The organism is Sphingomonas sp. CFBP 13714 (assembly GCF_014842205.1).
GTDB lineage: Bacteria > Pseudomonadota > Alphaproteobacteria > Sphingomonadales > Sphingomonadaceae > Sphingomonas > Sphingomonas aerolata.
Map to the genome: position 1 here is coordinate 40171 of NZ_JACYVG010000004.1, position 23479 is coordinate 63649.

Below are 23479 nucleotides of genomic sequence, written 5' to 3' on the forward strand. Positions count from 1 at the left end.
AGCCTATCGCTATTCCGTAAAGACATTGTTGCTGTCGGACCCGCGTGTCACGACAAATATTGGCGCGACTGGATCGGAAATGATCGCCATGTCCGCGCCCGCCGCTGCGGCGACCGCCGCCAGCTCGGCAGGCGCACGCGGATCATCGGCGCGGACCTCGATCCGAACACTGGCCGACATCCCGTCCGAGCCTGATCCCTCGCCCGCCTGACGCAGCGTTCTGGCCAGCCGCATCGCGGGCCAGGGGCACTGCATGCCCCGCGCGTCGATCCGGACCACCCCGGACGCCACCGTCTAGTAGCCGCCGCCGCCGCCGCGATTATCGTCGTACGGATTCTTCGGCGCGCGGAACATCAGCCGGACCGGCACCGCGCCGAAGCCCAGATCCTTGCGCATCGAATTGACCAGATAGCGCTCATAGCTCGCCGGCAGCTGGTCGACGCGCGTGCCGAAGATCACGAAGCTCGGCGGACGCGTCTTGACCTGCGTGACATAGCGCATCTTGATCCGCTTGCCGCCCGGGGCCGGTGGCGGCGTCGCCTCGATCGCGCGTTCGAACCAGCGGTTGAGCTCGCCGGTGCCGACGCGCTTCGACCAGGCATCCCGCGTGTCGAAACAGGCCTGAAGCAGCTGGTCGATGCCCTTGCCGGTCGCGCCCGACACGGTCATCACGGTGACGCCCTTGACCTGGCTGAGGCCGTCCTCGAGCGCGCGCTTGACGCCGTTGAACAGCGACGACGCGCTTTCCGCGATATCCCATTTGTTCAGCGCGATGACGAGCGCACGGCCCTCCTGCAGCACCTTGTCGGCAATCCGCAGATCCTGCGCCTCGAGCCCCAGCGTCGCGTCGAGCAGCAGCACGACGACCTCGGCGAAGTCGACCGCGTGGAGCGCGTCCTCGACCGACATCTTCTCGAGCTTGTCCTGGACCTTGGCACGCTTGCGCATGCCCGCCGTATCGATCAGCCGGACCTGGCGCGATTCGCCGCCGGTCGGATGCCAGTCGTAATCGACGCTGATCGAGTCGCGCGTGATGCCGGCCTCGGGACCGGTGATCATCCGGTCTTCGCCCAAGATGCGGTTGACCAGGGTCGACTTGCCCGCGTTCGGACGTCCGACGATCGCGAGCTTCAGCGGCCCCTCATATTCATTGTCGGGCTGTTCTTCGGGAACCTCGTCCTTGCCTTCGAGCAGCGGGAGCAACGCCTCGAACAGGTCGCCCATGCCCTCGCCATGCTCGGCGGACAGTTCGACCGGATCGCCGAAGCCGAGCGCCAGCGACTCAAGCACGCCATCATTGCCCGCGCGGCCCTCGGCCTTGTTGGCGACGAGCACGACCGGCACGTCGGCGGTGCGAAGCCAGCGGGCGATCTCCTCGTCGAGCGGCACGATGCCGGCGCGCGCGTCGAACAGGAACAATGCGACATCGGCCTGGCCGACCGCAGCCTCGGTCTGCTGACGCATCCGCCCGGGCAGCGTCTGCGCGTCGTGATCCTCATATCCGGCGGTATCGATGATGCGGAAATCGAGCCCGATCAGCGACGCATCGCCCTCGCGGCGATCGCGCGTGACGCCGGGCCGGTCGTCGACCAGCGCAAGCTTCTTGCCGACGAGGCGGTTGAACAGGGTCGACTTGCCGACATTGGGGCGGCCGACGATTGCGACCACAGGGAGTTTGGACATGCCGTGCCCTTAGCGCGGGAACGCTCCGTCGTCACCTGTTACCCCTCTCCCACCGGGAGAGGGGTGATGGCTCACCGATAGGCGGTGATCTTGCCCTTCTGGTCGAGCGTGTAGAGCGTCGAGTTTGCGACGATCGGCGGCAGCGTGAACGGCGTCTTGGTCTCGATCGTGCTGCCGACCGCGCCATCGCCCGGATTGACCGAAACGATCTCTCCGCGCGAATTGGTCAGGATCAGGCGTCCGCCCGCCAGGATCGGGCCATACCAGGTCACCGGCCCCTTCTTCTTCTTCTCGTTATCGAACCGCTGCAGCTGCGCGATCCAGCGTGCCTTGCCGTTCGACCGCGACAGGCAGACCAGCCGCGCATCGTCGGTGACCACGAACAGCCATTCGCCCGCGATCCAGGGGGTCGAGATGCCCGCGAAATTCTGTTCCCACAGACGCTGGCCGGTCGAGAGCTCGAGCGCGACCATGCGCCCGCCCTGCCCGACCGCATAGACACGGCCGCCATCGATGACGGGTGCCGCGTCGATATCCGACAGGCTCGACACCGATGTGGTGATCGACGTGCGCGACAACGCGTCCTGCCACAGGATACGGCCATTCTCGTAGCGATAGGCGCTGAGTTCGCCGCTTGAGAAGCCCGAGACGACCGTGCCCTGGCTGACCGCGGGTGCCGCGACGCCGAACACGCCCTGCGTCTCGAGCGTGCCCGACTGGACCCACTGGACCTTGCCGTCACCCTGGTTGAGCGAGAAGATCTGGTTGTCCTGCGTCAGGACATAGACCGCACCGTTCGACACGGTCGGCGAGCCACGCAGCGGGCCGCCGGGCTTGGCGCGCCACAGGATCGCGCCATCCGACGCGTTCATCGCGACCACATCGCCGACGCCGTCGGTCGCATAGACCTTGCCGTCGTCATAGCTCACGCCGCCGCCGAACCGCGCAGACTGGTTGATCTTGCCCTCGGTGATCGGCGTGGTCCACAACGCCCCGCCGGTGTCGGACTTGAACGCATGCGCGACGCCGTGGACGTCCATCACGAACAGCTTGTTCTCACCGACGACGGGCGGCGCGGCCATGCGTTCGCGGTTGGAGCCACCGTCGATCGAGGCCTGCCATGCCTTGGTGGGCTGCGCAGCGAGCGCAAGCTGGCCCATCGACTTCGCGGGATTGCCGCCCGGCTGTGCCCAGGCGTCGTTGACCGAGGGGGCCGGCAGGAGGACCTGCACATCGGCGATCGTCGCGTCGGTCTCGACCCCGTTTTCGGAGGTCAGGATCGATACCCGGTTTCCGACCGTCGGGGTCTTCTTGACGCCACCCTTGAAAATGCCGCAGCCGCTCAAGGCCATGAGCGCAGCCACCGCGACCGTCACCCGATAAGACTTCGTCATTGCGCGTTGGTATCCTCGTTTGATGCAGCAGCAGCGGCGGTCCCGGCCGTCCCGGTGCTGGCAACGGCGTCGACGCCCAGTACACCGGCCATCTGAACAGCGCGTTGACGAATCGTCTCGGGCACGCCGGGATCAGCCGCGATCTGGCCGAAAAGCGTCCCTGCCTGCTTGGTCTGGTTCATCCGGACATAGGCGACCGCGACCATCTCGCCCGCGCTGCCGAGCCAGGGGTTGCCCGTCACCGCAAGCGGACGCAGCCGCTCGACCACGACCTGCGGCTTGAGCGTGTCATATTCCGCCGACGTCTGCCGGACCAGCGCCAGGTCGCGGAACGGCTTGGCGACCGACGTGTCAGCGGCGATCGCCGCCAGCTTGGCCGTAGCGCCCTTCATATCCTCTTTCTGGAGAAGGATATCCGCTTCCGTGAACCGCGCCAGCGCGCTGTAACCGGCACGGTCGGACGCGGCGAGCTTGGTCAGCGTCGTGTTCGCCTCGGCGACCTTGTCCGCGGCCAGCGCGTCATAAGCGGCCTGGAGCTGCTCGCCCTCGACACCCGCCTGGGTTTCGGTGCGGTGTTGATAATAGAGGAATCCGGCCAGCGCGACGAGTGCTGCGACCACCCCGAGCGCGACCCATTTGCCCCAGGTCGTCCAGAAACCCGCGAGCTGGTCGCGGCGCAGTTCTTCGTCGACCTCGCGGAGGAACGCTTCATCGGTTTTCGGCGGCAGGGCCAAGGGTGACTCCGGAGACAAAGGGAGGAAAGGAAATCGGGGGATGATGGAATGGCGCGGACCTTAGCCGCCACGCGTCCGAAACAAAAGCCGGATCAATCCACCGTGCCGGCGCGCGGCGCATAGCTCTGGTCGGGTCCCGGAAAGGCGCGGGCGCGAACCTCGTCGGCATAGGTCTCCGCCGCGCCCGAGATCTTGGCGGCGAGATCCTCGAACCGTTTCACGAACTTGGCGGTACGGTCGAACAGGCCGAGCATGTCCTCGGCAACAAGCACCTGGCCATCGCACTCGACCGATGCGCCGATGCCGATCGTCGGACAGGCGACCGCGCGCGTGATCTCGATCGCGATCGGCTCGACGACGCCCTCGATCACCAGCGCGAATGCGCCCGCCTCGGCAACGGCCTTGGCATCCGCGACGATCTTCGCCGCCTCTTCGGGCGTACGGCCGCGCGCGCCATAGCCGCCCAGCACGTTGACCGCCTGCGGGGTGAGGCCGACATGCCCCATCACCGGAATCCCGCGCTCGACCAGGAACTGCACGGTCGGCGCCATCGCGGTACCGCCCTCGAGCTTCACCGCCGCCGCGCCGGTCTGCTTCAGCAGCCAGGCGGCGCTTTCGAACGCCTTTTCGGGAGACGCTTCATAGCTGCCGAACGGCATGTCGATCACGACCACCGCGTGATAGCTGCCGCGCACCACCGCCGCGCCGTGCGCCGCCATCATCTCGAGCGTGACGGGCACGGTCGAGGGCAGGCCATAGATCACCTGCCCCAGGCTGTCGCCGACCAGCAGCATGTCGCAATGCGGATCGAGCAGCTGCGCGTTGCGCACCGTATAGGCGGTGAGCATGACGAGCGGCACCTGCCCCTTTTGCCGGCGGATCGCGGGGATCGTCAGCCGCTTGAGCGGGGCGGGCGTCGGGTTGGCGCGACTCGTCGCGGTGTCGAGCGTGTAGGTCGTGGACATGGGCGCGCGTTCTAGCGAAGCCGACGCCGCTCGCCCAGCCCGCCCGGTCGCGCCCGCCCAGGCGGCGCGGCTCAGCCGACCGTCACGCCCTTCCAGAAGGCATAGCGATCCTTGATCTCGGCCGCGGCGGATTTGGGATCGGGATAGTACCAGACCGCATCGACGTTCCGTTTGCCGTCGACGACCAGCGTCTTGTAGCGCGCGGTGCCCTTCCACGGACAGTTCGACTGCGTCGCGCTGTCTACGAGCAGCGCGGGATCGACGCTGTCCGCGGGGAAATAGTGATTGCCCTCGACGACGACGGTATCGTCGGACCGGGCGATCTCTTGGCCGTTCCATGTAGCGACAGGCATGTTCGTCTCCTTCAGGCGGTCCCCAGCCCCGCCGCCTCATACCGCTCGGGCTTGAACCCGACCAGCAGCGTCTCGCCGGTATCGAGCACGGGGCGTTTGATCATCGACGGCTGCGCAAGCATCAGCGCGACCGCCTTGTCCGCGTCCAGATCGGCGCGGTCAGACTCGGGCAGTTTCCGGAACGTGGTGCCGGCGCGGTTGAGCAACGGCTCCCACCCGACCCGGCCGATCCAGTCCCGCAGCCGCGCGTCATCGATCCCGGCGGTCTTGTAGTCATGAAACACATAGGCGACGTCATGCGCATCAAGCCACGCACGCGCTTTCTTCATCGTGTCGCAGTTCCTGATCCCGAACAGCGTGATCGTCAAAATCGCTTCCCCATAAAACACCCTGCCACGCACCCCGCGCGCCATCGCCTGTCAGTCCCGATAGCAGATCTGCCTGCCGATCGCGCAATGGCGGCCACGGTGCTGATTTTCGCCAGGGACGGTGGAACCTCGACGCCGCGAAATGGCTGTACGATGTACGGAATGACCAAGACAAGTTGCGGACATAGAAGGCTTTTCGGCGGGTTGCTGTGAAAGACCCGTCGGGTCCGATGACGGCAGGCGATGGGAGCGGGATGATGACGGACAAGGCTGCAGAAGCGCGACAACTGAACCTCATTACCCTCTTATTCGCGATCCTCGCATTTGTCGGCATTCTCGCGCTGGGGAGTGTCGACGCGAAGACGAAGCAGCAGCGGTACCGGATTGCGAAGACCTATCAGATCTCCGAACGGCAGAAGCTCGAACGCCGGCGCGCCCGTGCCGTGCAGGGGGTCATTGCCTCCACCTCTGCGCAGAGCGCCCCCTGAGGCAGCCTCAGCATATCCGGCCGGTGAAGCCGGTAGCATGAACTGCCCCGCGCGTTTAACGATGGGGGCATGACGCACCCATTCTACGCGATCCACACGCACGGCCTGATCCGGGTTGCCGCAGCGACCCCGCGGGCATCGGTCGGGGATACCGCCGCCAATGCCGCGGCAACGATCGCACTGGCGACGCAGGCGGATGCCCAGCATGTCGACCTCGTCGTCTTTCCCGAACTCAACCTCACCTCCTACGCACTCGACGACCTGCATCTGCAGACCGCGCAGCAGCGTGCGACGCTGGCGGCGATCGATAGCGTCGTCGCGGCGAGTGCGACGCTGCGGCCGGTGCTGCTGGTCGGCGCGGCGCTGGTGCGCGCGGGGCGGCTGTATAATTGCGCGGTGGCGATCGCGCGCGGTCGCGTGCTCGGGGTCGTGCCCAAGACCTTTTTGCCCAATTACCGCGAATTCTACGAAAAGCGCTGGTTCGCGAGCGGAGCGGGACTGACGGGGCTGTCGATCGAACTCGGCGGCGAGTCCGTGCCGTTCGGCACCGACCTGATCTTTGCGGCGCGCGACCTGCCCGGCTTCGTGGTCCATGCGGAGATCTGCGAGGATTACTGGGCCCCCACCCCGCCATCGACCGCGGGTGCGCTGGCCGGTGCTCTAATCTGCTGCAACCTGTCCGCGTCGAACATCGTCATCGGCAAGGCGCGCGAGCGCGAGATGCTGGCGGCGGCGCAGTCGGCGCGCGCGGTATGCGCCTATGTCTATTCCGCGGCGGGCCCGGGCGAGAGCACGACCGAGGTCGCATGGGACGGCCAGGGGCTGATCCACGAGCTCGGCGAACAGCTTGCCCAATCACGCCGCTTCGCGACCGAGCCGGATCTGGTCGTCGCGGACGTCGATTGCGAGCGGATCGCGCAGGAACGGCTGCGGACCGGCACGTTCAACGACGCGGCGACGTTTGCGGGGCATCCCGAGACGCGCGTCCGGCGGATCGCGTTCGATCACCTGCCCGATCCTGCCGTCGCGGACGTCGGGCTCGAACGCGTCGTCCCCCGCTTCCCGTTCGTCCCCAATGATCCCGCCCGCCGCGACGAGGATTGTTACGAAGCGTTCAACATCCAGGTGGAGGCGCTGGCGAAGCGGCTCGAGGCGGCGCACGCCCGCACGCTGGTGATCGGCGTGTCGGGCGGGCTCGACTCGACGCATGCGCTGATCGTCGCGGCCAAGGCGATGGACCGGCTTGGCCGCCCGCGTGCCGACATCCTCGGCTTCACCATGCCCGGCTTCGCGACGGGCGAGGGCACGAAGGCGAATGCCTGGGCGCTGATGCGCGCGCTGGGCATCACCGCGGAGGAAATCGACATCCGCCCCGCGGCGCGGCGCATGCTCGAGGACATGCGGCATCCCTTTGCCGATGGCGCCCCGGCATATGACATCACCTTCGAGAACGTCCAGGCGGGGTTGCGGACCGATTATCTGTTCCGTCTCGCCAACCAGCGCGGCGGGATCGTGGTCGGCACGGGCGACCTGAGTGAGATGGCGCTGGGCTGGTGCACCTACGGCGTCGGCGACCAGATGAGCCATTATGCGGTCAACGCGGGCGTGCCCAAGACTCTGATCCAGTTCCTGATCCGCTGGTGCATTCGGACCGGCCAGTATGACGAGGCAACCGATGCGATCCTGTCGACGATCGTCGCGCAGGAAATCTCTCCCGAACTCGTCCCCGCGGGGGCGGACGGCGCGCTGCAAAGCACCGAATCGATGATCGGACCTTATGCGCTGAACGATTTCTTCGCGCATTACGTGGTCCGCTACGGCCTTGCGCCGTCTAAGATCGCGTTTCTCGCCTGGCATGCCTGGCGCGATGCGGAGAGCGGGGCATGGCCCGCGGACCTGCCGGCGGCTGGCCGCGTCGCCTATGACCTGCCGACGATAACCGCATGGCTCGAAAGGTTTCTTCAGCGCTTTTTCGCGACGAGCCAGTTCAAGCGATCCGCATTGCCGAACGGACCGAAGGTCTCGGCGGGCGGCGCATTGTCGCCGCGCGGCGACTGGCGCGCACCGTCGGACGGAACCGCGCGGGTCTGGATCGACGAATTGCGCTCAGCCGTTCCGCGGGCCGAGCCGGGCGACCTTGCATAAATTGCGTGCCGCGCGCATTATGAAAATCCTATGACAGTGGCTCCACCGGATGGATCGCGCGATCGCCGGATCGAGATCCCATCTAACCTTTGGCTGATTCACCCGGCAGGCCGCGCGCTTTTGCCCCTCGCACTCGCGCGTCGCATCTCGGCGAACACGGTGTCGGTGGCGGGACTGGTCCTGGGGGGCGCTGCTGCGCTGGCCTATACGCATTGGGGCAATCCCGCTTTGGCACTGGTCGGCCTGGCCCTGTCGATCGGGTGGCTGATCGCCGATGGCCTCGACGGCATGGTCGCCCGCGCGACCAAGACCGCGAGCCCGCTCGGGCGGATGCTGGATGGTCTATGCGATCACGGCGTGTTCGCGCTGATCTACATCTCGCTGGCCCTTACCATCGACACGCCAGAGGCCTGGATCCTCGCGGTTGCGGCCGGTGGCGCGCACGCGGTGCAGTCGAACATGTACGAGGGTGAGCGCTCGCGCTTCCATCGCCGGATCCGCGGTGTCGCACTCGATGCGCCGCCCGTGCCGACCGGCAACGCGCTCGTCCGCTTCTATGACGGAGTGGCCGGCAGCATCGACCGGATCGCGATGCCGTTCGAACGCACGCTCGGTCAGGCCAGCGATCCTGTCGCGCTCGGCCAGAGCTATGCCGCGCGCGCAGTGGCGCCATTGCGCTTCATGGCCTTGCTAACCGCGAATGTCAGAGTATGGGCGATCTTCGTCGCCTGCTTTGCAAGCAACCCGCGCATCTTCTGGTGGTTCGAGATCGTCCCTCTGACGCTCGTCGCCATCGTCGGGCTCGTCTGGCACCGTCGTGTCGAACGGGCTTTCGTCCGTAATACCACACCGCCGCGATCGAAGACCGCGTCGCGCATGCATCTTTCGTAAGGAACAGGGTCAGTAATGAATAGCATTCGGATCGCCGTGGTCGGCATCGGCAACTGCGCGAGCTCGCTCGTCCAGGGTCTCGAGCATTATCGCGAGGGGGCAAACGACCAGGTCGGCCTGATGCATTTCGACATGGGTGGCTACAAGCCGAGCGACATCAAGGTCGTCGCGGCCTGGGACGTCGATCGTCGCAAGGTCGGCAAGGACGTCGCGGAGGCGATCTTCGCCAAGCCCAACTGCACCGCAGTGTTCGCCCCCAATGTCGGCAACACCGGCACCATCGTGAAGATGGGCAAGACGCTCGACGGCGTCGCCGACCACATGTCGGACTTCAAGGACGACCGCACCTTCCTCCTCGCCGACGCCGCAGAGCCGACGCGTGAGCAGGTCATCGCGGATCTGAAGGCGTCGGGCGCCGACGTGCTGATGAACTACCTGCCCGTCGGTTCGCAGGAAGCGACCGAATTCTATGCCGACTGCGCGATCGAAGCCGGCGTGGCGTTCGTCAACAACATTCCCGTCTTCATCGCGTCGAACCCCGTCTGGGCAAAGAAGTTCGAAGACGCCGGCGTCGCGATCATCGGCGACGACATCAAGGCACAGCTCGGCGCGACGATCGTCCACCGCGTGCTGACCGACCTGTTCGCCAAGCGCGGCGTGAAGCTGGATCGCACCTACCAGCTCAACACCGGCGGCAACACCGACTTCCTCAACATGTCGAACCATCGCCGTCTCGAATCGAAGAAGATCTCGAAGACCGAAGCCGTCCAGTCGGTCGCGGCCGAGCGCATGGACGACGACAACGTTCATATCGGTCCGTCGGACTATGTCCCCTGGCAGAACGACAACAAGGTCTGCTTCCTGCGCATGGAAGGCCAGCTGTTCGGCGGCGTGCCGATGAACCTCGAGCTGCGCCTTTCGGTCGAGGATTCGCCCAACTCGGCGGGTGTCGCGATCGACATGATCCGCTGCGCCAAGATCGCCAAGGATCGCGGCATCGCCGGCGTGATCGACCCTGCATCGGCCTATTTCTGCAAGCACCCGCGCACGCAGATGACCGACGATCTCGCGCAGATCGAGGTCGAGCGGTTCATCAAGGCCGCCTGACATGATCGAGACGGCTGTCATCCTCGCCGCCGGGGAGGGCAGCCGTCTTCGCGCCTCGGCGCCTTATAAACCGCTCTGCCCGGTCGCTGGCCGCCCCCTCATCGCGCATGCGCTCGAGGGTCTTGCGGAGGCCGGCCTCAAGCGTGCGATCGTCACGCTGAGTTACGGCCGTGACGCGATCGAGGCCTATCTCGCCAGCCGCAGCTGGCCGCTTCATGTCGAAACCGTCCTCGCGGATCACCGCGAGCCCAATGGCGTATCGGTGCTTGCCGCGACCGAGGCGCTGGCCGGGCAGGACGCGGTTCTGGCGATGTGCGACCACCTCGTCCTCCCCGCGCTGTATCGCCGCATGGCCACCGCCGGATCGGGCAACGGGCTTCGGCTCGGGATCGACCGCCGGCTCGGCCATCCCTGGGTCGACCCCGAAGACGTCACATGTGTCGCGACCAACGGGTCGGCGATCGTGGCGATCGGCAAGGGCCTCGAACCGCATGACGCCTATGACACGGGCGTTTTCGCGATCTCGCCTCGCCTCGGCGCCGCACTCGCCACGCTGGCCAGTCCCTCGCTGACCGAAGGCGTCCGCATGCTCGCCGCGGAGAACCGTGCCGAGACCGTCGACTGCAGCGACATCGACTGGATCGACGTCGACGACGCAGCCGCCCTCGCACATGCCGAACGCTGGATGAGCCAGGCCGCCTGAGCAGCCCCCAGGCTCGTCAGCCCAGCGGGCGGTCGAGCGATGTGGGCGGCACGCTGAACCATGTCGGCCCCGCTTCGGTCATGTGGAAGCAATCCTCGATCCGGATGCCATAGCGCCCAGGGATGTAGATGCCGGGCTCGTCGCTGAAACACATGCCCGCCGCGAGTTTCGTCGTCTCGCCCCGCACCAGATTGACCGGTTCGTGCCCGTCCATGCCGATCCCGTGCCCCGTCCGATGCGACAGCCCGGGCAGCTTATAGCCCGGACCATAGCCCAGCGCCTGGTAATGCTGCCGCACCGCATCGTCGACGCTGCCCGCGGTCGCGCCGATCCGCGCGGCGGCAAACGCGATCTGCTGACCGCGGATCGCCTGGTCCCAGGTCTTGCGCTGGTCGGCGGTAGCCGATCCGTGAACCCAGGTGCGCGAGACGTCGGATTGATAGCCCTGCACGGTGCACCCGCAATCCATCAGCACGACCTGCCCGTCCGCAACGCGGTGGATCTCCCGGCTGCCATGCGGATAGGCCGAGGCTTCGCCGACCAGCGCCATCGAGAATTCGGGCGCCCCGCCGAGCTTCCGGGTCGCGGCCGTCATCAGCGCGCCGATCTCGGGACCGGTCATGCCCGTCTCGACGCGCGCATGCGTCCAGCGATAGGCGGCGAGCGTGACGTCCGTCGCCGTCTGCATCAGCGCGATCTCGGCAGGCGTCTTGATCATCCGACAGCCGCGTACGACCGGGTTGGCGGATACGATCCGCGCCTCCGGTACCAGCCGACGCAGCGCGTCGACGGCGAAGAAGCGCATCGTCTCCTCGATCGCGATCGGATGCGCGATGAGCCTGCGATCGCGCAGGAAGCCCGCGACCACCGCGAGCGGGTTCTGATCCTCCTGCCAGACGCGGACCTCCGCCGGTACCGCGAGCCTCTCGCGCACCGACGGCTCCTCGAAAAACGGCGTGACGATACAGGGCTGCCCCTCGACCGGCAGGATTGCGGCGGTCAGCCGCTCGCTCCGGCTCCAGCGGACCCCGGTGAAATAGAGCATCGACGATCCCGGCTCGATCAGGACCGCGCCGATCCCCGCCGCCTTCATCAGCGCCTGGGCGCGCACCAGCCGGGCGGCGCGCTCGTCCGCATCGATCGGCTTGGCGCCCCCCGTGAGATCGGACAGCGCCGACAGGTCGGGCTCGGCCGCGCGCAGGACCGCGCCGATCGACAGCAGCGGGAGCGCGGCGGCGGCACCGAGGAGCATGCGCCTGGTGGGTAATTCGGGTGAGATTGCCATGCCGGGACGATAGGGTCCTTGACCCGGGCGCCGCAATCCCCTTCCCTCCTGCGCGAGTTTCGGGAGCGTTTAATGGCCAAGCGGCTAACCTATTATATCCTGTTCGGGCTGGTCGCGGGCATGGCCGTCGGCTGGATCCTCAACGCGTCGATCGACGACGGCAGCGCGCAATCCGCCGCGCAGCTGAAGGACATTGCCGGCTATTTCTCGATCGTCACGTCGCTGTTCCTGCGGCTGATCAAGATGATCATCGCACCCTTGGTCTTCTCGACGCTGGTCGTCGGCATCGCGCATATGGGCGACACCGGCGCGCTCGGCCGCGTCGGCCTGCGCAGCCTCGGCTGGTTCATCTGTGCGAGCCTGTTGTCGCTGACGCTCGGCATGATCCTGGTGAACGTGCTGCAGCCCGGGGTCGGCCTCGCGCTCGCCATCCCGCCAGCGACCGCGTCGAGCGGCGTCGACCGAGCCGCCTTCGATCTCGCCAAGTTCATCACCCATATCGTTCCCGACTCGATGATCTCGGCGATGGCGAGCAACGAGATCCTTCAGATCGTCGTCTTCTCTGTGTTCGTCGGCGTCGCGATCACCGCGGTCGGCGAAAAGGCCGCCCCGCTCGTCAAGGCGATCGAGGCGCTCGTCGCGGTGATGCTGCAGATCACCAACTATGTGATGCGGTTCGCGCCGTTCGCGGTGTTTGCCGCGGTGACCGCGACGCTCGCCGAACGGGGCCCGAGCATCCTCGGCGATCTCGGCTATTTCATGCTGACCTTCTATCTCGGGCTGGCACTGCTCTGGCTGATGCTGATCGGCATCGCCTTCCTGCTCATCGGCCCGCGGACGCGGCTGCTGGTGCGCTATATCCGCGACCCGCTGATCCTCGCCTTCTCCGCGGCGTCGTCGGAGGCGGCCTATCCGCGTACGCTTGAGGCGCTCGACCGGTTCGGCGTGCCGCCGCGGATCGCCAGCTTCGTGTTGCCGCTCGGCTATTCGTTCAATCTCGACGGGTCGATGATGTACATGACGTTCGCGTCGCTGTTCATCGCGCAGGCCTACGGAATCGACATGCCGATCGGCCAGCAGATCGCCATGCTGCTGGTGCTGATGGTCACGTCGAAGGGCATCGCCGGCGTGCCGCGTGCCTCGCTCGTGGTGATCGCGGGCACGCTGTCGATGTTCAAGATTCCGGAGGCCGGCATCCTGCTCATCCTCGCGGTCGATCACTTCCTCGACATGGGCCGGTCGGCGACCAACGTCATCGGCAATGCGGTCGCCGCGACCGTGGTCGCGAAATGGGAGGGCGGGCTCGACGAGCGTGAACCCGCCGACCGCGACCCGCCGCACGCACCGACCGGGCATGGCCCGAAGGTGAATGTCGACAGCTATGAGAAGATCAAGCCCGGCCAAGCCTGAGCGGCACGGGGGACGTCAGGAGGCGGTCGCCCCGCCCGCCTCGTGGCGTGCGCCCGGGTCAGGCATAGGCATAGGGGCCGCCCTTCTGTAGCCCCGCCTGATAGGCCGGGCGCGCGTGGACCTTGCCGAGCCAGGCGATCGTCGCGGGGCGCGATTCGTCGAGCCCCGCACGGCTGCGCGCCGCCTCGAGCGGAAAGCTCATCATGATGTCCGCCGCGGTCATCTGGTCGCCCGCAAACCAGGGGCGCTGCGCGAGCTCTGCCTCGACATAATCGAGATGGACATCGATCATCGGCTGGATGCGCTTCAGCGCGATCTTCCCCATCACCGGAATCCTCGCGAGCACCAGCTTGAGCAACAGCGGCGGCATCATCGAACCTTCGGCATAATGCAGCCAGAACCGATAGCGCAGCGCATCCGCGCGCTTGGCGGGGGCCCCGAGCCGACCGTCCGCCTTGTCGACGAGATACTCGACGATCGCGCCCGTCTCCGCCACGACCCGGCCACCCTCGACGTCGCGGTCCTCGATCACCGGCGACTTGCCGAGCGGATGGACCGCCTTCAGTTCCGGGGGTGCGAGCATCGTCTTCGGATCACGCGCATAGCGCTTGATCTCATAGGACAACCCGAGTTCCTCGAGCATCCACAGGATCCGCTGCGACCGCGAGTTTTCGAGATGGTGGACGGTGATCATGGCAGGCTCCCTTGGCTGTCGCGCGCCGCGTGCGCCGTCCATATCCAGGCAGCGGCCGGAAATTCGACCGCATCCCCGGCCAGACGATCGACGCAGGCGCTGGTCAGACGCGCCAGCGCCTGTTCGCGTTCCGCCCCGTGCGTGTCGCGGATCCGCGACGCCGCGGGGCCGATCCGGCTGAGATAGTCGACCGCGTCCGCCACCGGATCCGCGCCGCCTCCCGCGCGATAGCCGAAGTCGACTCGCTGCGGCGTCGTCGCGCGCCACCCGGCCTGCTTCAGCATCTCCGCAACATAGGCCGGATCGGCAAAGGCAAAGGGCCCCGGCGCGGTCATTGCCCCCGTCGGTCCGGATGCGTCATCCACACCCGCGATGGTTTCCACCGCCCAGCGATTGGCGGCACGCTCGGCAAAGCACGAGAAGACGAGCGCGGCGCCGGGGGCGGCGGCCTCAGCGAGCTGGGCAAAGGCGGCCACCGGATCGGCGAAAAACATGACCCCGTGCCGCGATACATAAAGGTCGACCGGCGCGTGCATACCGACCGCGGATGCGACGTCGGCGCAGCGGAACGCGACATTGGTCAGGCGTCCGGCGCGGTGGTTCGCCACCGCGATCAGTTTCGGGGAGAGGTCGATGCCGATCACCTGCCCGTCCGGCAGCGCCTGCGCGCTGGCCAGCGACGTGGCGCCGGCGCCGCAACCGATATCGACGATCTTGCGGGTCTGCGGTCCTGCCGCCGCAAGGATCGCGGCGTTCAGTACGGGCGCGAGCCCCTCAAAGCTGCGGTCGGTACGGCGCCATTCCGTGGCCCAGATGTCGCCGACGCGTCCGGTCCAGTCTCGATCACTGGTCATGATTGGCCATATTGCATGGTTGAGCTTCCGTCTGTGCGCACAAAATCCGCTCTTGTGGCGCGTTTGACGCAAGTCGTGAAGCGTATGCCCGCTAAGGCTCAATGGATTTACGGACGATCGCCCAACACGCGTCCCGCTGCGGCCCACTAGCTCAACCAGGCGTGACGAAACCTGCCCGTCCCATCAGCCCTGGACGCTACTTCGCCCTGTCACAGGCCGCGGAGCCCTTCGCCGCGAGGATACGGGCTCCGACTCTCACTCAGGCGTCGTCTTCGGCGTCGGGACCGACCATCATTTCCTCGGCGACCTTGTCGGTGCGCGCCCGGATCTGCTTTTCGAGACGATCGGCGGTCTCGGGATTGTCCTTGAGGAACGTCTTCGAATTCTCGCGACCCTGACCTAACCGGACGCTGTCATAGCTGAACCACGCACCCGATTTCTCGACCAGCCCGGCCTTCACGCCGAGATCGAGGATCTCGCCAAGCTTTGAGACGCCCTGCCCGTACATAATGTCGAATTCGACCTGCTTGAACGGCGGTGCGACCTTGTTCTTGACGACCTTCACACGCGTCTGGTTGCCGGTGACCTCATCGCCTGCCTTGACCGCACCGATGCGGCGAATGTCGAGACGGACCGAGGCGTAGAACTTCAGCGCGTTGCCGCCCGTCGTCGTCTCCGGGTTGCCGTACATGACGCCGATCTTCATGCGCAGCTGGTTGATGAAGATCACCATGCAGCGCGACCGGCTGATCGAACCGGTCAGCTTGCGGAGGCTCTGCGACATCAGACGCGCCTGAAGCCCGACATGGCTGTCACCCATCTCGCCCTCGATTTCGGCGCGCGGCACGAGTGCAGCGACCGAATCGACAACGAGTACGTCGATCGCGTTCGAGCGGACCAGCGTGTCGACGATCTCGAGCGCCTGCTCGCCGGTGTCGGGCTGCGACACGATCAGCTCATCGATGTTGACGCCGAGCTTCTTGGCATAGACCGGGTCGAGCGCATGCTCGGCGTCGACGAACGCGGCGGTGCCGCCATTCTTCTGCGCTTCGGCAATGACGTGGAGCGCGAGCGTGGTCTTGCCCGAGCTTTCCGGACCGTAGATCTCGATCACGCGGCCGCGCGGCAGGCCGCCGACGCCGAGCGCAATGTCGAGCCCGAGCGAGCCGGTCGATATCACCTCGACCTGCATCGTCTCCTTCGAGCCCAGACGCATCGCCGAGCCCTTGCCGAACGCGCGGTCGATCTGCGCGAGTGCGGCATCGAGCGCCTTTTGCCGGTCGTTGGTTGCTGTTGCCATGCCGGTGTCGATCACTTTCAGATTAGCGGCCATCGATAAGCTCCCATCGCTAAAGCAAGCGCGCGTGCCATTCAACGCGTCAAACGCCATGTATTGCTTTTGTTCTCACGGAACAAGTACGGAACATCGGGGAATGTGAAAAAGGGCGGCCGCCTTTCGGTGACCGCCCTCCCATCATTGGTCCGCTTCGGCGTCTTGGGAGAAACCTTGGGCCGGTCGGCAAACCGTGGCGCCGATCCGGTAGTGGACATCCCGATTTGACGCTTCCGACTGGTGCGATGCAATCGATTTTACAGCGTCCGGAGTCCCAAAGCCGAACAGTTTCAACGCGGCATTTGACCTGCGTTCAGCGCAGCGCGCACGCCAGCGTCCACCAGCCCCGCGCAGCGGCATCCGTCGCCGCGGAATCGCGGGCCGCGATGCTGTCGAACAGCGCAAAGCAGGTCGCCCCCGATCCCGACATGCGCGAGAGCAGCACGCCCGGCGCCGCGTCGAGGAGCGCGCGGACCCGGGCAATCGCCGGCGCGATCGCCCAGGCCGGCGCCTCGAGGTCGTTTCGCCCGGCGATCGCGCGTTCGAGCAGCGGCCCCGCGCCGAGCGGCCCGCGGTCGATCCCGTCCCACGCGCCGAATACCGCCGCGGTCGACACCGTTACGCCCGGATTGACGCACAGCAACGGCGTTCCCGCCAGCCCGTCGACCGCGACGAGCGTGTCGCCGCGCCCGGTCCCGAACGTCGTCCGGTTGACGAGGCACGCAGGCACGTCCGCACCCAGTCGAGCGGCAATGTCCTGGAGAGCCGGATCCTGCACCGCGACGCCGTGCAACCGCGCCAGCGCGCGCAGCGTCGCTGCGGCATCGGCGGATCCGCCACCGATCCCCGATGCGATCGGCAGCCGCTTGTCGAGCGTGATCGCGTGATGCGCGGCGATCCCGAACGTCGCGACGAACGCGTCCGCCGCGGCCGTCACGAGGTTGCCGTCCCATGGCGCGCCGTCGGTGCCCCCCGCCGCCGGGCGCAATGCCGCGGCGAACGGCCCGATGATGGCAAAGCTGTCCACGTCCGCCGTGCGCATCGTGACGACGTCGCCATGCTCGGCAAAGGCAAACAGCGTTTCAAGCTCGTGATAGCCGTCCGCGCGGCGGTGACGCACATGCAGCGCGAGATTGATCTTGGCTGGTGCGGTTTCGGTCGTCGTCGGCATCGGGGTCTCGGGATCAGGGGTCAACGGCGCGCAGCGATCGGCAGGCCGGTGTCGATCTTCGCGGCGATGCGCGCGCGCTCTTCGGCATCGCCGGTGACGATCGCGGCCTGCCATGCATAGCGCGCCTCGTAGCGTCGGCCCATGCTCCAATAGGCATCACCGAGATGATCGCCGATTTCGGCATTGGTCGGCTCCGCCTGCGCGGCACGCTCGAGCAACGGCAGCGCGCGCCGCGTATCACCGGCGCGGTGATAGGCCCAGCCGAGCGAGTCGGTGACGGACGGGTTGGCGGGATCGAGCCGGCTCGCTCGCTCGAGCAGGCGGATCGAGCCCGCGATGTCGTCGCCATGCTCGATCTGCGCGAATCCCAGATAATTGAGCGCGAGCGGTTGCGTCGGGGCGAGGGCAACCGCCTTGCGGAGCGCGATGCGCGCCTCGGGCCAGCGCCCCGCCTGATCGAGCGCCCCGCCATATTGCAGCCACGCCCCCCAGCTTCCGCGCGCGGCCGCCAGCGCGCTGCGGTCCGCCGCCAGAACCCGGCCATACCACTGCGCCGCCGCCGCCGCATCGCCGGTCGTCAGCAACAGGTCGGCGTAACGCTGCCAGTCGCCGGCGATCGCCTCCTGCCGCTCGGCGCGCGTCCTCGCGATGGCCAGCGCCGCCTCGTCACGGCCGGCAACCGACAGGATTTCGAGACGCTTGGCGATCGCCGCCTCTGCGGACGGCGACGTGCCACCGACCCTGTCGAGCACCGCCAGCGCGCGGTCGACCCGGTCGCTATGCGCAAGCGCGTCGGCAAGGACGATCCGCGCGGGCGCATAATCGGGATCGGCCTCCACCGCAGCCTGGGCGAGCGCGATTGCCAGCGGCGACGGCGCCCCTGCGACGAGGTCTCCTGCCAGACCCGCGAGTGTCTGTGCGACGGCAAGGCCGAGTGGCTGGCGCGCGGGGGCGGCAGCGATGCGCTTACGCGTCTCGGCAGCGAAGCGGCGCGCGACCGGATCCTCGCCCGCGGTCGCCAGCGCCGCGCCCGGATCACGATGCTCGGCACGCGCCACCCACGCGTTCAGCGATGGTGCGAGCACCACCAGCGGGCCCTTGCCGAGCGTGGCGATCGCCGCACGGGTCGCCCTTGTGTCGCCCTTGCGCGCGGCGGCGGCGAGCGGGAACAGTGCAGCGTCCGCGGGCGCAACCCCGGCTTTCGCCAGCACCCCCGCCGCGCGCGCGACGAGCGGCATGTCGCCCGCCTCGATCGCTTCGCGGTAGGCGCGGATCGCGATAACCGGATCGTCGGGCGCCGCCGCCAGTGCCAGGGCATACTGGTCCGCGGCAATCGTCACCCGGCCGTCCGCATCCGCGGCGCGCGCCTTGAGATAGGCAGAGAGACCGCCGGTGTCGGCCAGCGCCGCCGTCGGGGCGGTCAGCAGGCCGATCGCCAGCAGGACAGACTTACATGTTGGGATAGTTGGGGCCTCCACCGCCCTCGGGCACGACCCAGTTGATGTTCTGCGTCGGGTCCTTGATGTCGCAGGTCTTGCAGTGGACGCAGTTCTGCGCGTTGATCACGAACTTCGGATCGCCCGTCTCTTCGCCCACCACCTCGTAAACGCCAGCGGGGCAATAGCGTTGCGCGGGCTCGTCGTACATCGGCAGGTTGTAGGCGATCGGCACCGCCGGGTCCTTCAGCGTCAGGTGGACCGGCTGGTCCTCCTCGTGATTGGTGTTCGAGATGAACACCGACGACAGCCGGTCGAACGTCAGCACGCCGTCCGCCTTGGGATAGACGATCGGCTTGACCAGATCCTTGCGCCACAGGCTTTCGTGATCGGGATGATGGTGCATCGTGAACGGCACCTTCAGACCCCAATGTTCCAGCCACATCGTGATGCCGGCAAGCCCCGACCCGAGCATGTCGCCGAACTTCTTGACCAGCGGCACGACGTTGCGGACGACCGACAGCTCCTTCTTCACCCAGCTGCGCTCGAACGCCTCCGGATAGGCGGCGAGTTCGTCATGCCCGCGCTGCGATACGATCGCCTCGACCGCAGCCTCGGCCGCCATCATGCCCGACTTCATCGCGGTGTGCGTGCCCTTGATCCGCGGCACGTTGAGGAAGCCGGCGCTGTCGCCGATCAGTGCGGCACCCGGCATCACGAGCTTCGGAATCGACTGCAGCCCGCCGTCGCTGATCGCGCGCGCGCCATAGCTGACCCGCTTGGCGCCCTTCAGCAGCGCCGCGATCTCGGGATGCGTCTTCCAGCGCTGCATCTCGTGGAATGGCGACAGATGCGGATTGGTGTAGTTCAGCCAGGTGACGAAACCGATCGAGACCTGGCCATTGGCCTGGTGATAGATCCAGCCGCCGCCATTCGACCCGTCGGTTTCGCTGAGCGGCCAGCCCTGCGTATGGATGACGCGGCCGGGCGAATGGAGCGCGGGATCGATGTCCCACAACTCCTTGATGCCAAGGCCGTAGACCTGCGGGTCGCTGTCCTTGGCGAGATCGAACTTGGCGATCAGCTGCTTGGTCAGGTGACCGCGGCAGCCTTCGGAAAAGAAGGTGTATTTGGCGTGGAGTTCGAGCCCCGGAGTATAATCGCCCTTGTGCGTGCCGTCGCGCGCGACGCCCATGTCGCCGGTCGCGACGCCCTTCACCGATCCGTCGTCATTGAACAGGATCTCGGCGGCCGCGAAGCCGGGGAATATCTCGACGCCGAGCTCCTCCGCCTTGCCCGCCATCCAGCGGCACAGATTGCCGAGGCTGCCGGTATAGGTGCCCTTGTTGTGCATGAACGACGGCGTGACGAAGTGCGGCATCTCGCTCTTGTTCGTCTTGCTGAGAATCCAGTGATGATTCTCCGTCACCGGCACTTCTGCCAGCGGACAGCCATCCTCGCGCCAGTCGGGCAGCAGCTCGTCGAGGCTCTTGGGATCGATGACCGCGCCCGACAGGATGTGCGCGCCGACCTCGGATCCCTTTTCGAGCACGCAGACCGAGATGTCCGCGTCCTTCTCGGCCGCCAGCTGTTTCAGCCGGATCGCTGCCGAAAGCCCCGCCGGACCTGCGCCGACGATCACTACGTCGTAGGGCATCGATTCACGTGTCGTCATCATCGTCTCCCGGGGGATGGTCCCTGTCTGCCCGGCTTCCCGCCCCTCCCGTTCGTTCGGGCTCGGGCCGGCACCGTCTTGTCCGTGTCCCGTCTATTTAGGCGATTGCGCGAGTTGACCGCCACGTCAACCACGCAGCATAGGAGACATATGGGGGCGGATCAGACCATCGACTGGCGCAACGCCGCGGTCAGCGTGCTCGACTGGTGGCACGATGCCGGTGTCGACATGCTCGTCGACGACGCCCCGCGCGACTGGTTCGCGGCACCCGAACCGCTGGTTATCGCGCCGCCGGCGCCCGCCGGCGTGTCCGTCGCACCGCCGGTGGCGGTCGCCACGATGCCGCTGTCGCTGACCGAATTCCTGGCCTGGCGGACCGGCGCGGATGTGCCCGAGGCGGAGTGGAACGGCATTTCGCTGGCGGCCGAGGGGCCCGCTGACGCTACGGTCATGGTGCTTGCCGACTGCCCCGATCGCGACGACGGCACGGACAATGGCGGCGCCGGACAGCTGCTGAGTGGCGCATCGGGTCGCCTGCTCGACCGCATGCTCGCCGCGATCGGGCTGACCCGGTCGGAGGTCCATGTCGCCGCGGTCTGCGCCAAGCGCCCGACCGCGGGTCGCATCCAGCGCGAGGTCGAGGACCGGCTGGCGGAGATCGCCAAGCATCACATCGAACTTGTTGCGCCCAAGCGGTTGCTTCTGCTCGGCAATGCGGCGAGCCGTGCCATCCTCGGGATGGAATTGCAGGCGGCGCGGGGACGTTTACATGGAATTAGCCATAAGGTCGGAGAAGCAGGCGTGGTCGCCAGCTTTCACCCGCGCTTTCTGATCGAGAAGCCGGCGGCCAAGGCAGAAGCCTGGAAGGATTTGCAGATGTTGATGGGGGGCCAGATGTCTCAGGAGACGCGGGCATGACCCGCACGCTCGCAATCCTGCTCGGTTGTGCGGCATTGCCGCTGCCCGCTCTGGCGGCACCGATCGCCGACAGCGGTACGGGCGATGCCCGACTCGTTGCCGGTGCACCGACCGCCGAACAGATTCCCGATCAGCTCGATCCGGCGCAGCGTGACGCCTATCGCGCGGTCTTCGGCGCGATCCGCGACGGCAAATGGACCGATGCGCAGATCCAGCTCGATACCATGAAGCCCGGCCCGCTCCATGCGATCGCGCGCGCCGAGATGTACGTCGCCAAGGGCTCGCCAAGGATCGAGATGGCACCGCTCGTCGCTTTGCTGAACGAGGCACCCGAACTCCCCGAGGCGGAACAGATTGCACGCCTCGCCACGGTCCGCGGCGCGGTCGATCTGCCTCCCCTGCCCGTCGCGCAGCGTTTGATCTGGCAGGACGGCGCGCCGCGTCGGGTGCGCGCGAAGAGCCTCAAAGGCGATATGATCGCCGCCGACCTCGCGCTGAAGATGCAGCCTTACGTCAAGGCGGACATGGGCCGCGAGGCACAGTCGCTGCTCGACAGCACGCCCGGTCTCACGCCCGAGACGCTGACCGAATGGCAGCAGAAGATCGCCTGGATCTATTTCCTCCAGGGTGACGACGCCAATGCGCGCGTGATGGCCGCCAAGGGCCAGGACGGTGTCGGCGAATGGGCGGTCCAGGCCCGCTGGGTCGGCGCGCTGGCTGCGTGGCGGCAGAATGACTGTGCCAACGCCGGCACGGGGTTCGAAGGCGTCGCGGCACGCGCGGGCGATGTCGACCTGCGCGCGGCGGCGCTCTACTGGGCATCGCGCGCCGACATGGTGTGTGCCCGTCCCGACAAGATCCAGGGCCGACTGAAGGCCGCGGCGCAGTTCGGCGAAAGCTTCTACGGACAGCTCGCACGACAGCAGCTCGCGATGGCCGATCCCGCGCGGGTCGGCGGCAGCGGTCCCGGCGGCGTGATCGCGCGCGACTGGAAGGTCGTCGAGAAGCGCCCCAATGTCCGCGTCGCAGCTGCGCTCGTCGAGGTCGGCGAGACCGAACTGGCCGATACCGTCATCCGCCAGCAGGCGAAGATCGGCGATCCCCGCGAATTCCGCAATCTCGTCCGGGTCGCAGAGGCGCTCAGCCTGCCCGCGACGACCGTCTGGCTCGCCCACAACTGTCCGCAAGGGATCACCACCGCGGCCGAGGCGCGCTATCCGACGCCGAACTGGACGCCCGACAGCGGCTGGCACATCGACAAGGCGCTGGTCTATGCGCACACGCTCGAGGAGTCCCGCTTCCGCAACACGGTGCGCAGCCCCGCGGGCGCTTATGGTCTGATGCAGATCATGCCAGCAGCGGCGACCGACTTTGCGCGCGAACGCGGCACGTCGATCGACCTCAAGGCGCTGACCAAGCCGTCGACCAATATGGACATCGGCCAGCGGCATCTCGAACGGCTGCGCGACATGGCAGGCGTTACCGGCGGGCTGCTGCCCAAGGTGATCGCAGCCTATAATGCGGGCCCGCGCCCGGTTGGCGACTGGAACGCGATCGTCCACGATAATGGCGATCCGCTGCTGTATATCGAGAGCATTCCCTATTGGGAGACGCGCGGCTACGTCACCACCGTGCTGCGCAACTACTGGATGTACGAGGCGCAGGGTGGGCGGAAGGCCTCGACCAGCCGCAACGCACTGGCGCAGGGCATGTGGCCGCGTTTCCCCGGCCTGCCCGGCGCGACCGCGATCCGCATGAACGCCCGGCCGAATGCGCGCGCGAGCGCGAGCCTCACCGCGCATCAGCCGATGATCGCGGTCAATGCGAGCGTTGGCGCGCAATCCTCCACCGTCACACGCGCGGACTGATCTT

22 protein-coding genes are annotated in these 23479 nt (G+C 67.1%); 8 read left to right on the forward strand and 14 right to left on the reverse strand.

Annotated features, from left to right (window positions below):
• Nucleotides 1-9: 9 nt before the first annotated feature.
• From IFT54_RS10380 to IFT54_RS10410, 7 genes are all read right to left on the reverse strand, one after another.
• A complete protein-coding gene (locus IFT54_RS10380) occupies nucleotides 10-291 on the reverse strand; it encodes a sulfurtransferase TusA family protein (protein ID WP_342354803.1) in 282 nt (93 codons plus the stop codon).
• A 3-nt stretch (nucleotides 292-294) separates the two neighbouring features.
• Nucleotides 295-1683, reverse strand: coding sequence for a ribosome biogenesis GTPase Der (gene der / locus IFT54_RS10385; protein ID WP_192070588.1), 1389 nt, complete (start codon nucleotides 1681-1683; stop codon nucleotides 295-297).
• 71 nt (nucleotides 1684-1754) lie between these two features.
• On the reverse strand, nucleotides 1755-3077 hold the full coding sequence (locus IFT54_RS10390; RefSeq protein WP_056406153.1) for an outer membrane protein assembly factor BamB family protein: 1323 nt from the start codon (nucleotides 3075-3077) through the stop codon (nucleotides 1755-1757).
• Nucleotides 3074-3811: a tetratricopeptide repeat protein gene (locus IFT54_RS10395; RefSeq protein ID WP_192070589.1), complete on the reverse strand. Its 738-nt coding sequence runs from the start codon at nucleotides 3809-3811 to the stop codon at nucleotides 3074-3076. Before IFT54_RS10395 ends, IFT54_RS10390 begins: the two co-directional genes overlap by 4 nt.
• A 92-nt stretch (nucleotides 3812-3903) precedes the next feature.
• A complete protein-coding gene (gene panB / locus IFT54_RS10400) occupies nucleotides 3904-4776 on the reverse strand; it encodes a 3-methyl-2-oxobutanoate hydroxymethyltransferase (protein WP_192070590.1) in 873 nt (290 codons plus the stop codon).
• A 71-nt stretch (nucleotides 4777-4847) separates the two neighbouring features.
• A complete protein-coding gene (locus tag IFT54_RS10405; protein WP_192070591.1) occupies nucleotides 4848-5129 on the reverse strand; it encodes a DUF427 domain-containing protein in 282 nt (93 codons plus the stop codon).
• Nucleotides 5130-5140: 11 nt separating this feature from the next.
• The gene (locus IFT54_RS10410) at nucleotides 5141-5497 is read right to left on the reverse strand and encodes an ArsC family reductase (RefSeq protein WP_192070592.1); all 357 of its coding nucleotides are present in this window, start codon (nucleotides 5495-5497) and stop codon (nucleotides 5141-5143) included.
• Nucleotides 5498-5751: 254 nt separating this feature from the next.
• Here IFT54_RS10410 and IFT54_RS10415 point away from each other — a divergent pair, with 254 nt between their 5' ends.
• From IFT54_RS10415 to IFT54_RS10435, 5 genes are all read left to right on the forward strand, one after another.
• Nucleotides 5752-5985, forward strand: a complete 234-nt coding sequence (locus IFT54_RS10415; RefSeq protein WP_192070593.1) for a hypothetical protein — start codon at nucleotides 5752-5754, stop codon at nucleotides 5983-5985.
• A gap of 69 nt (nucleotides 5986-6054) precedes the next feature.
• Nucleotides 6055-8130 carry an NAD(+) synthase gene (locus IFT54_RS10420; protein ID WP_192070594.1) on the forward strand — a complete coding sequence of 692 codons (2076 nt, stop codon included), beginning with the start codon at nucleotides 6055-6057 and terminating at the stop codon, nucleotides 8128-8130.
• Between the two features lie 120 nt (nucleotides 8131-8250).
• Nucleotides 8251-9021 (forward strand): CDP-alcohol phosphatidyltransferase family protein, encoded by a 771-nt coding sequence (locus IFT54_RS10425; protein ID WP_244648837.1) that lies wholly within the window; start codon nucleotides 8251-8253, stop codon nucleotides 9019-9021.
• Nucleotides 9022-9036: 15 nt separating this feature from the next.
• Nucleotides 9037-10128 (forward strand): inositol-3-phosphate synthase, encoded by a 1092-nt coding sequence (locus IFT54_RS10430; protein WP_031396675.1) that lies wholly within the window; start codon nucleotides 9037-9039, stop codon nucleotides 10126-10128.
• A 1-nt stretch (nucleotide 10129) separates the two neighbouring features.
• Complete coding sequence (locus IFT54_RS10435) at nucleotides 10130-10831, forward strand: phosphocholine cytidylyltransferase family protein (protein WP_192070596.1); 702 nt, start codon at nucleotides 10130-10132, stop codon at nucleotides 10829-10831.
• A 16-nt stretch (nucleotides 10832-10847) separates the two neighbouring features.
• Here the strand turns inward: IFT54_RS10435 and IFT54_RS10440 are convergent, their stop codons facing one another.
• Nucleotides 10848-12116, reverse strand: a complete 1269-nt coding sequence (locus IFT54_RS10440; protein WP_192070597.1) for a M24 family metallopeptidase — start codon at nucleotides 12114-12116, stop codon at nucleotides 10848-10850.
• A 72-nt stretch (nucleotides 12117-12188) separates the two neighbouring features.
• On the opposite strand from IFT54_RS10440, the gene IFT54_RS10445 reads away from it, so the two are divergent.
• Entirely contained in the window at nucleotides 12189-13526 is a 1338-nt protein-coding gene (locus tag IFT54_RS10445; protein WP_031441733.1) for a dicarboxylate/amino acid:cation symporter, read from the forward strand.
• Nucleotides 13527-13584: 58 nt separating this feature from the next.
• Here IFT54_RS10445 and IFT54_RS10450 read toward each other — a convergent pair whose 3' ends face one another.
• The 6 genes from IFT54_RS10450 to IFT54_RS10475 form a co-directional block, all read right to left on the reverse strand.
• On the reverse strand, nucleotides 13585-14220 hold the full coding sequence (locus IFT54_RS10450; protein WP_192070598.1) for a glutathione S-transferase family protein: 636 nt from the start codon (nucleotides 14218-14220) through the stop codon (nucleotides 13585-13587).
• Nucleotides 14217-15074, reverse strand: a complete 858-nt coding sequence (locus IFT54_RS10455; protein ID WP_192070599.1) for a class I SAM-dependent methyltransferase — start codon at nucleotides 15072-15074, stop codon at nucleotides 14217-14219. The genes IFT54_RS10450 and IFT54_RS10455 overlap by 4 nt, the downstream gene beginning before the upstream one ends.
• A gap of 259 nt (nucleotides 15075-15333) precedes the next feature.
• The gene (gene recA / locus IFT54_RS10460; RefSeq protein ID WP_031396669.1) at nucleotides 15334-16407 is read right to left on the reverse strand and encodes a recombinase RecA; all 1074 of its coding nucleotides are present in this window, start codon (nucleotides 16405-16407) and stop codon (nucleotides 15334-15336) included.
• 313 nt (nucleotides 16408-16720) lie between these two features.
• Nucleotides 16721-17578: a 4-(cytidine 5'-diphospho)-2-C-methyl-D-erythritol kinase gene (locus IFT54_RS10465; protein ID WP_192070600.1), complete on the reverse strand. Its 858-nt coding sequence runs from the start codon at nucleotides 17576-17578 to the stop codon at nucleotides 16721-16723.
• 20 nt (nucleotides 17579-17598) lie between these two features.
• The gene (locus tag IFT54_RS10470; protein ID WP_342354804.1) at nucleotides 17599-19056 is read right to left on the reverse strand and encodes a tetratricopeptide repeat protein; all 1458 of its coding nucleotides are present in this window, start codon (nucleotides 19054-19056) and stop codon (nucleotides 17599-17601) included.
• The gene (locus IFT54_RS10475) at nucleotides 19028-20689 is read right to left on the reverse strand and encodes an electron transfer flavoprotein-ubiquinone oxidoreductase (protein ID WP_192070797.1); all 1662 of its coding nucleotides are present in this window, start codon (nucleotides 20687-20689) and stop codon (nucleotides 19028-19030) included. The genes IFT54_RS10470 and IFT54_RS10475 overlap by 29 nt, the downstream gene beginning before the upstream one ends.
• Before the next feature lie 150 nt (nucleotides 20690-20839).
• Between IFT54_RS10475 and IFT54_RS10480 the strand changes: the two genes are divergently transcribed.
• Both IFT54_RS10480 and IFT54_RS10485 read left to right on the forward strand, forming a co-directional pair.
• A complete protein-coding gene (locus IFT54_RS10480; RefSeq protein WP_192070601.1) occupies nucleotides 20840-21607 on the forward strand; it encodes a uracil-DNA glycosylase in 768 nt (255 codons plus the stop codon).
• Nucleotides 21604-23475 carry a lytic transglycosylase domain-containing protein gene (locus IFT54_RS10485; RefSeq protein ID WP_192070602.1) on the forward strand — a complete coding sequence of 624 codons (1872 nt, stop codon included), beginning with the start codon at nucleotides 21604-21606 and terminating at the stop codon, nucleotides 23473-23475. Before IFT54_RS10480 ends, IFT54_RS10485 begins: the two co-directional genes overlap by 4 nt.
• The last annotated feature ends 4 nt before the right edge of the window (nucleotides 23476-23479 follow it).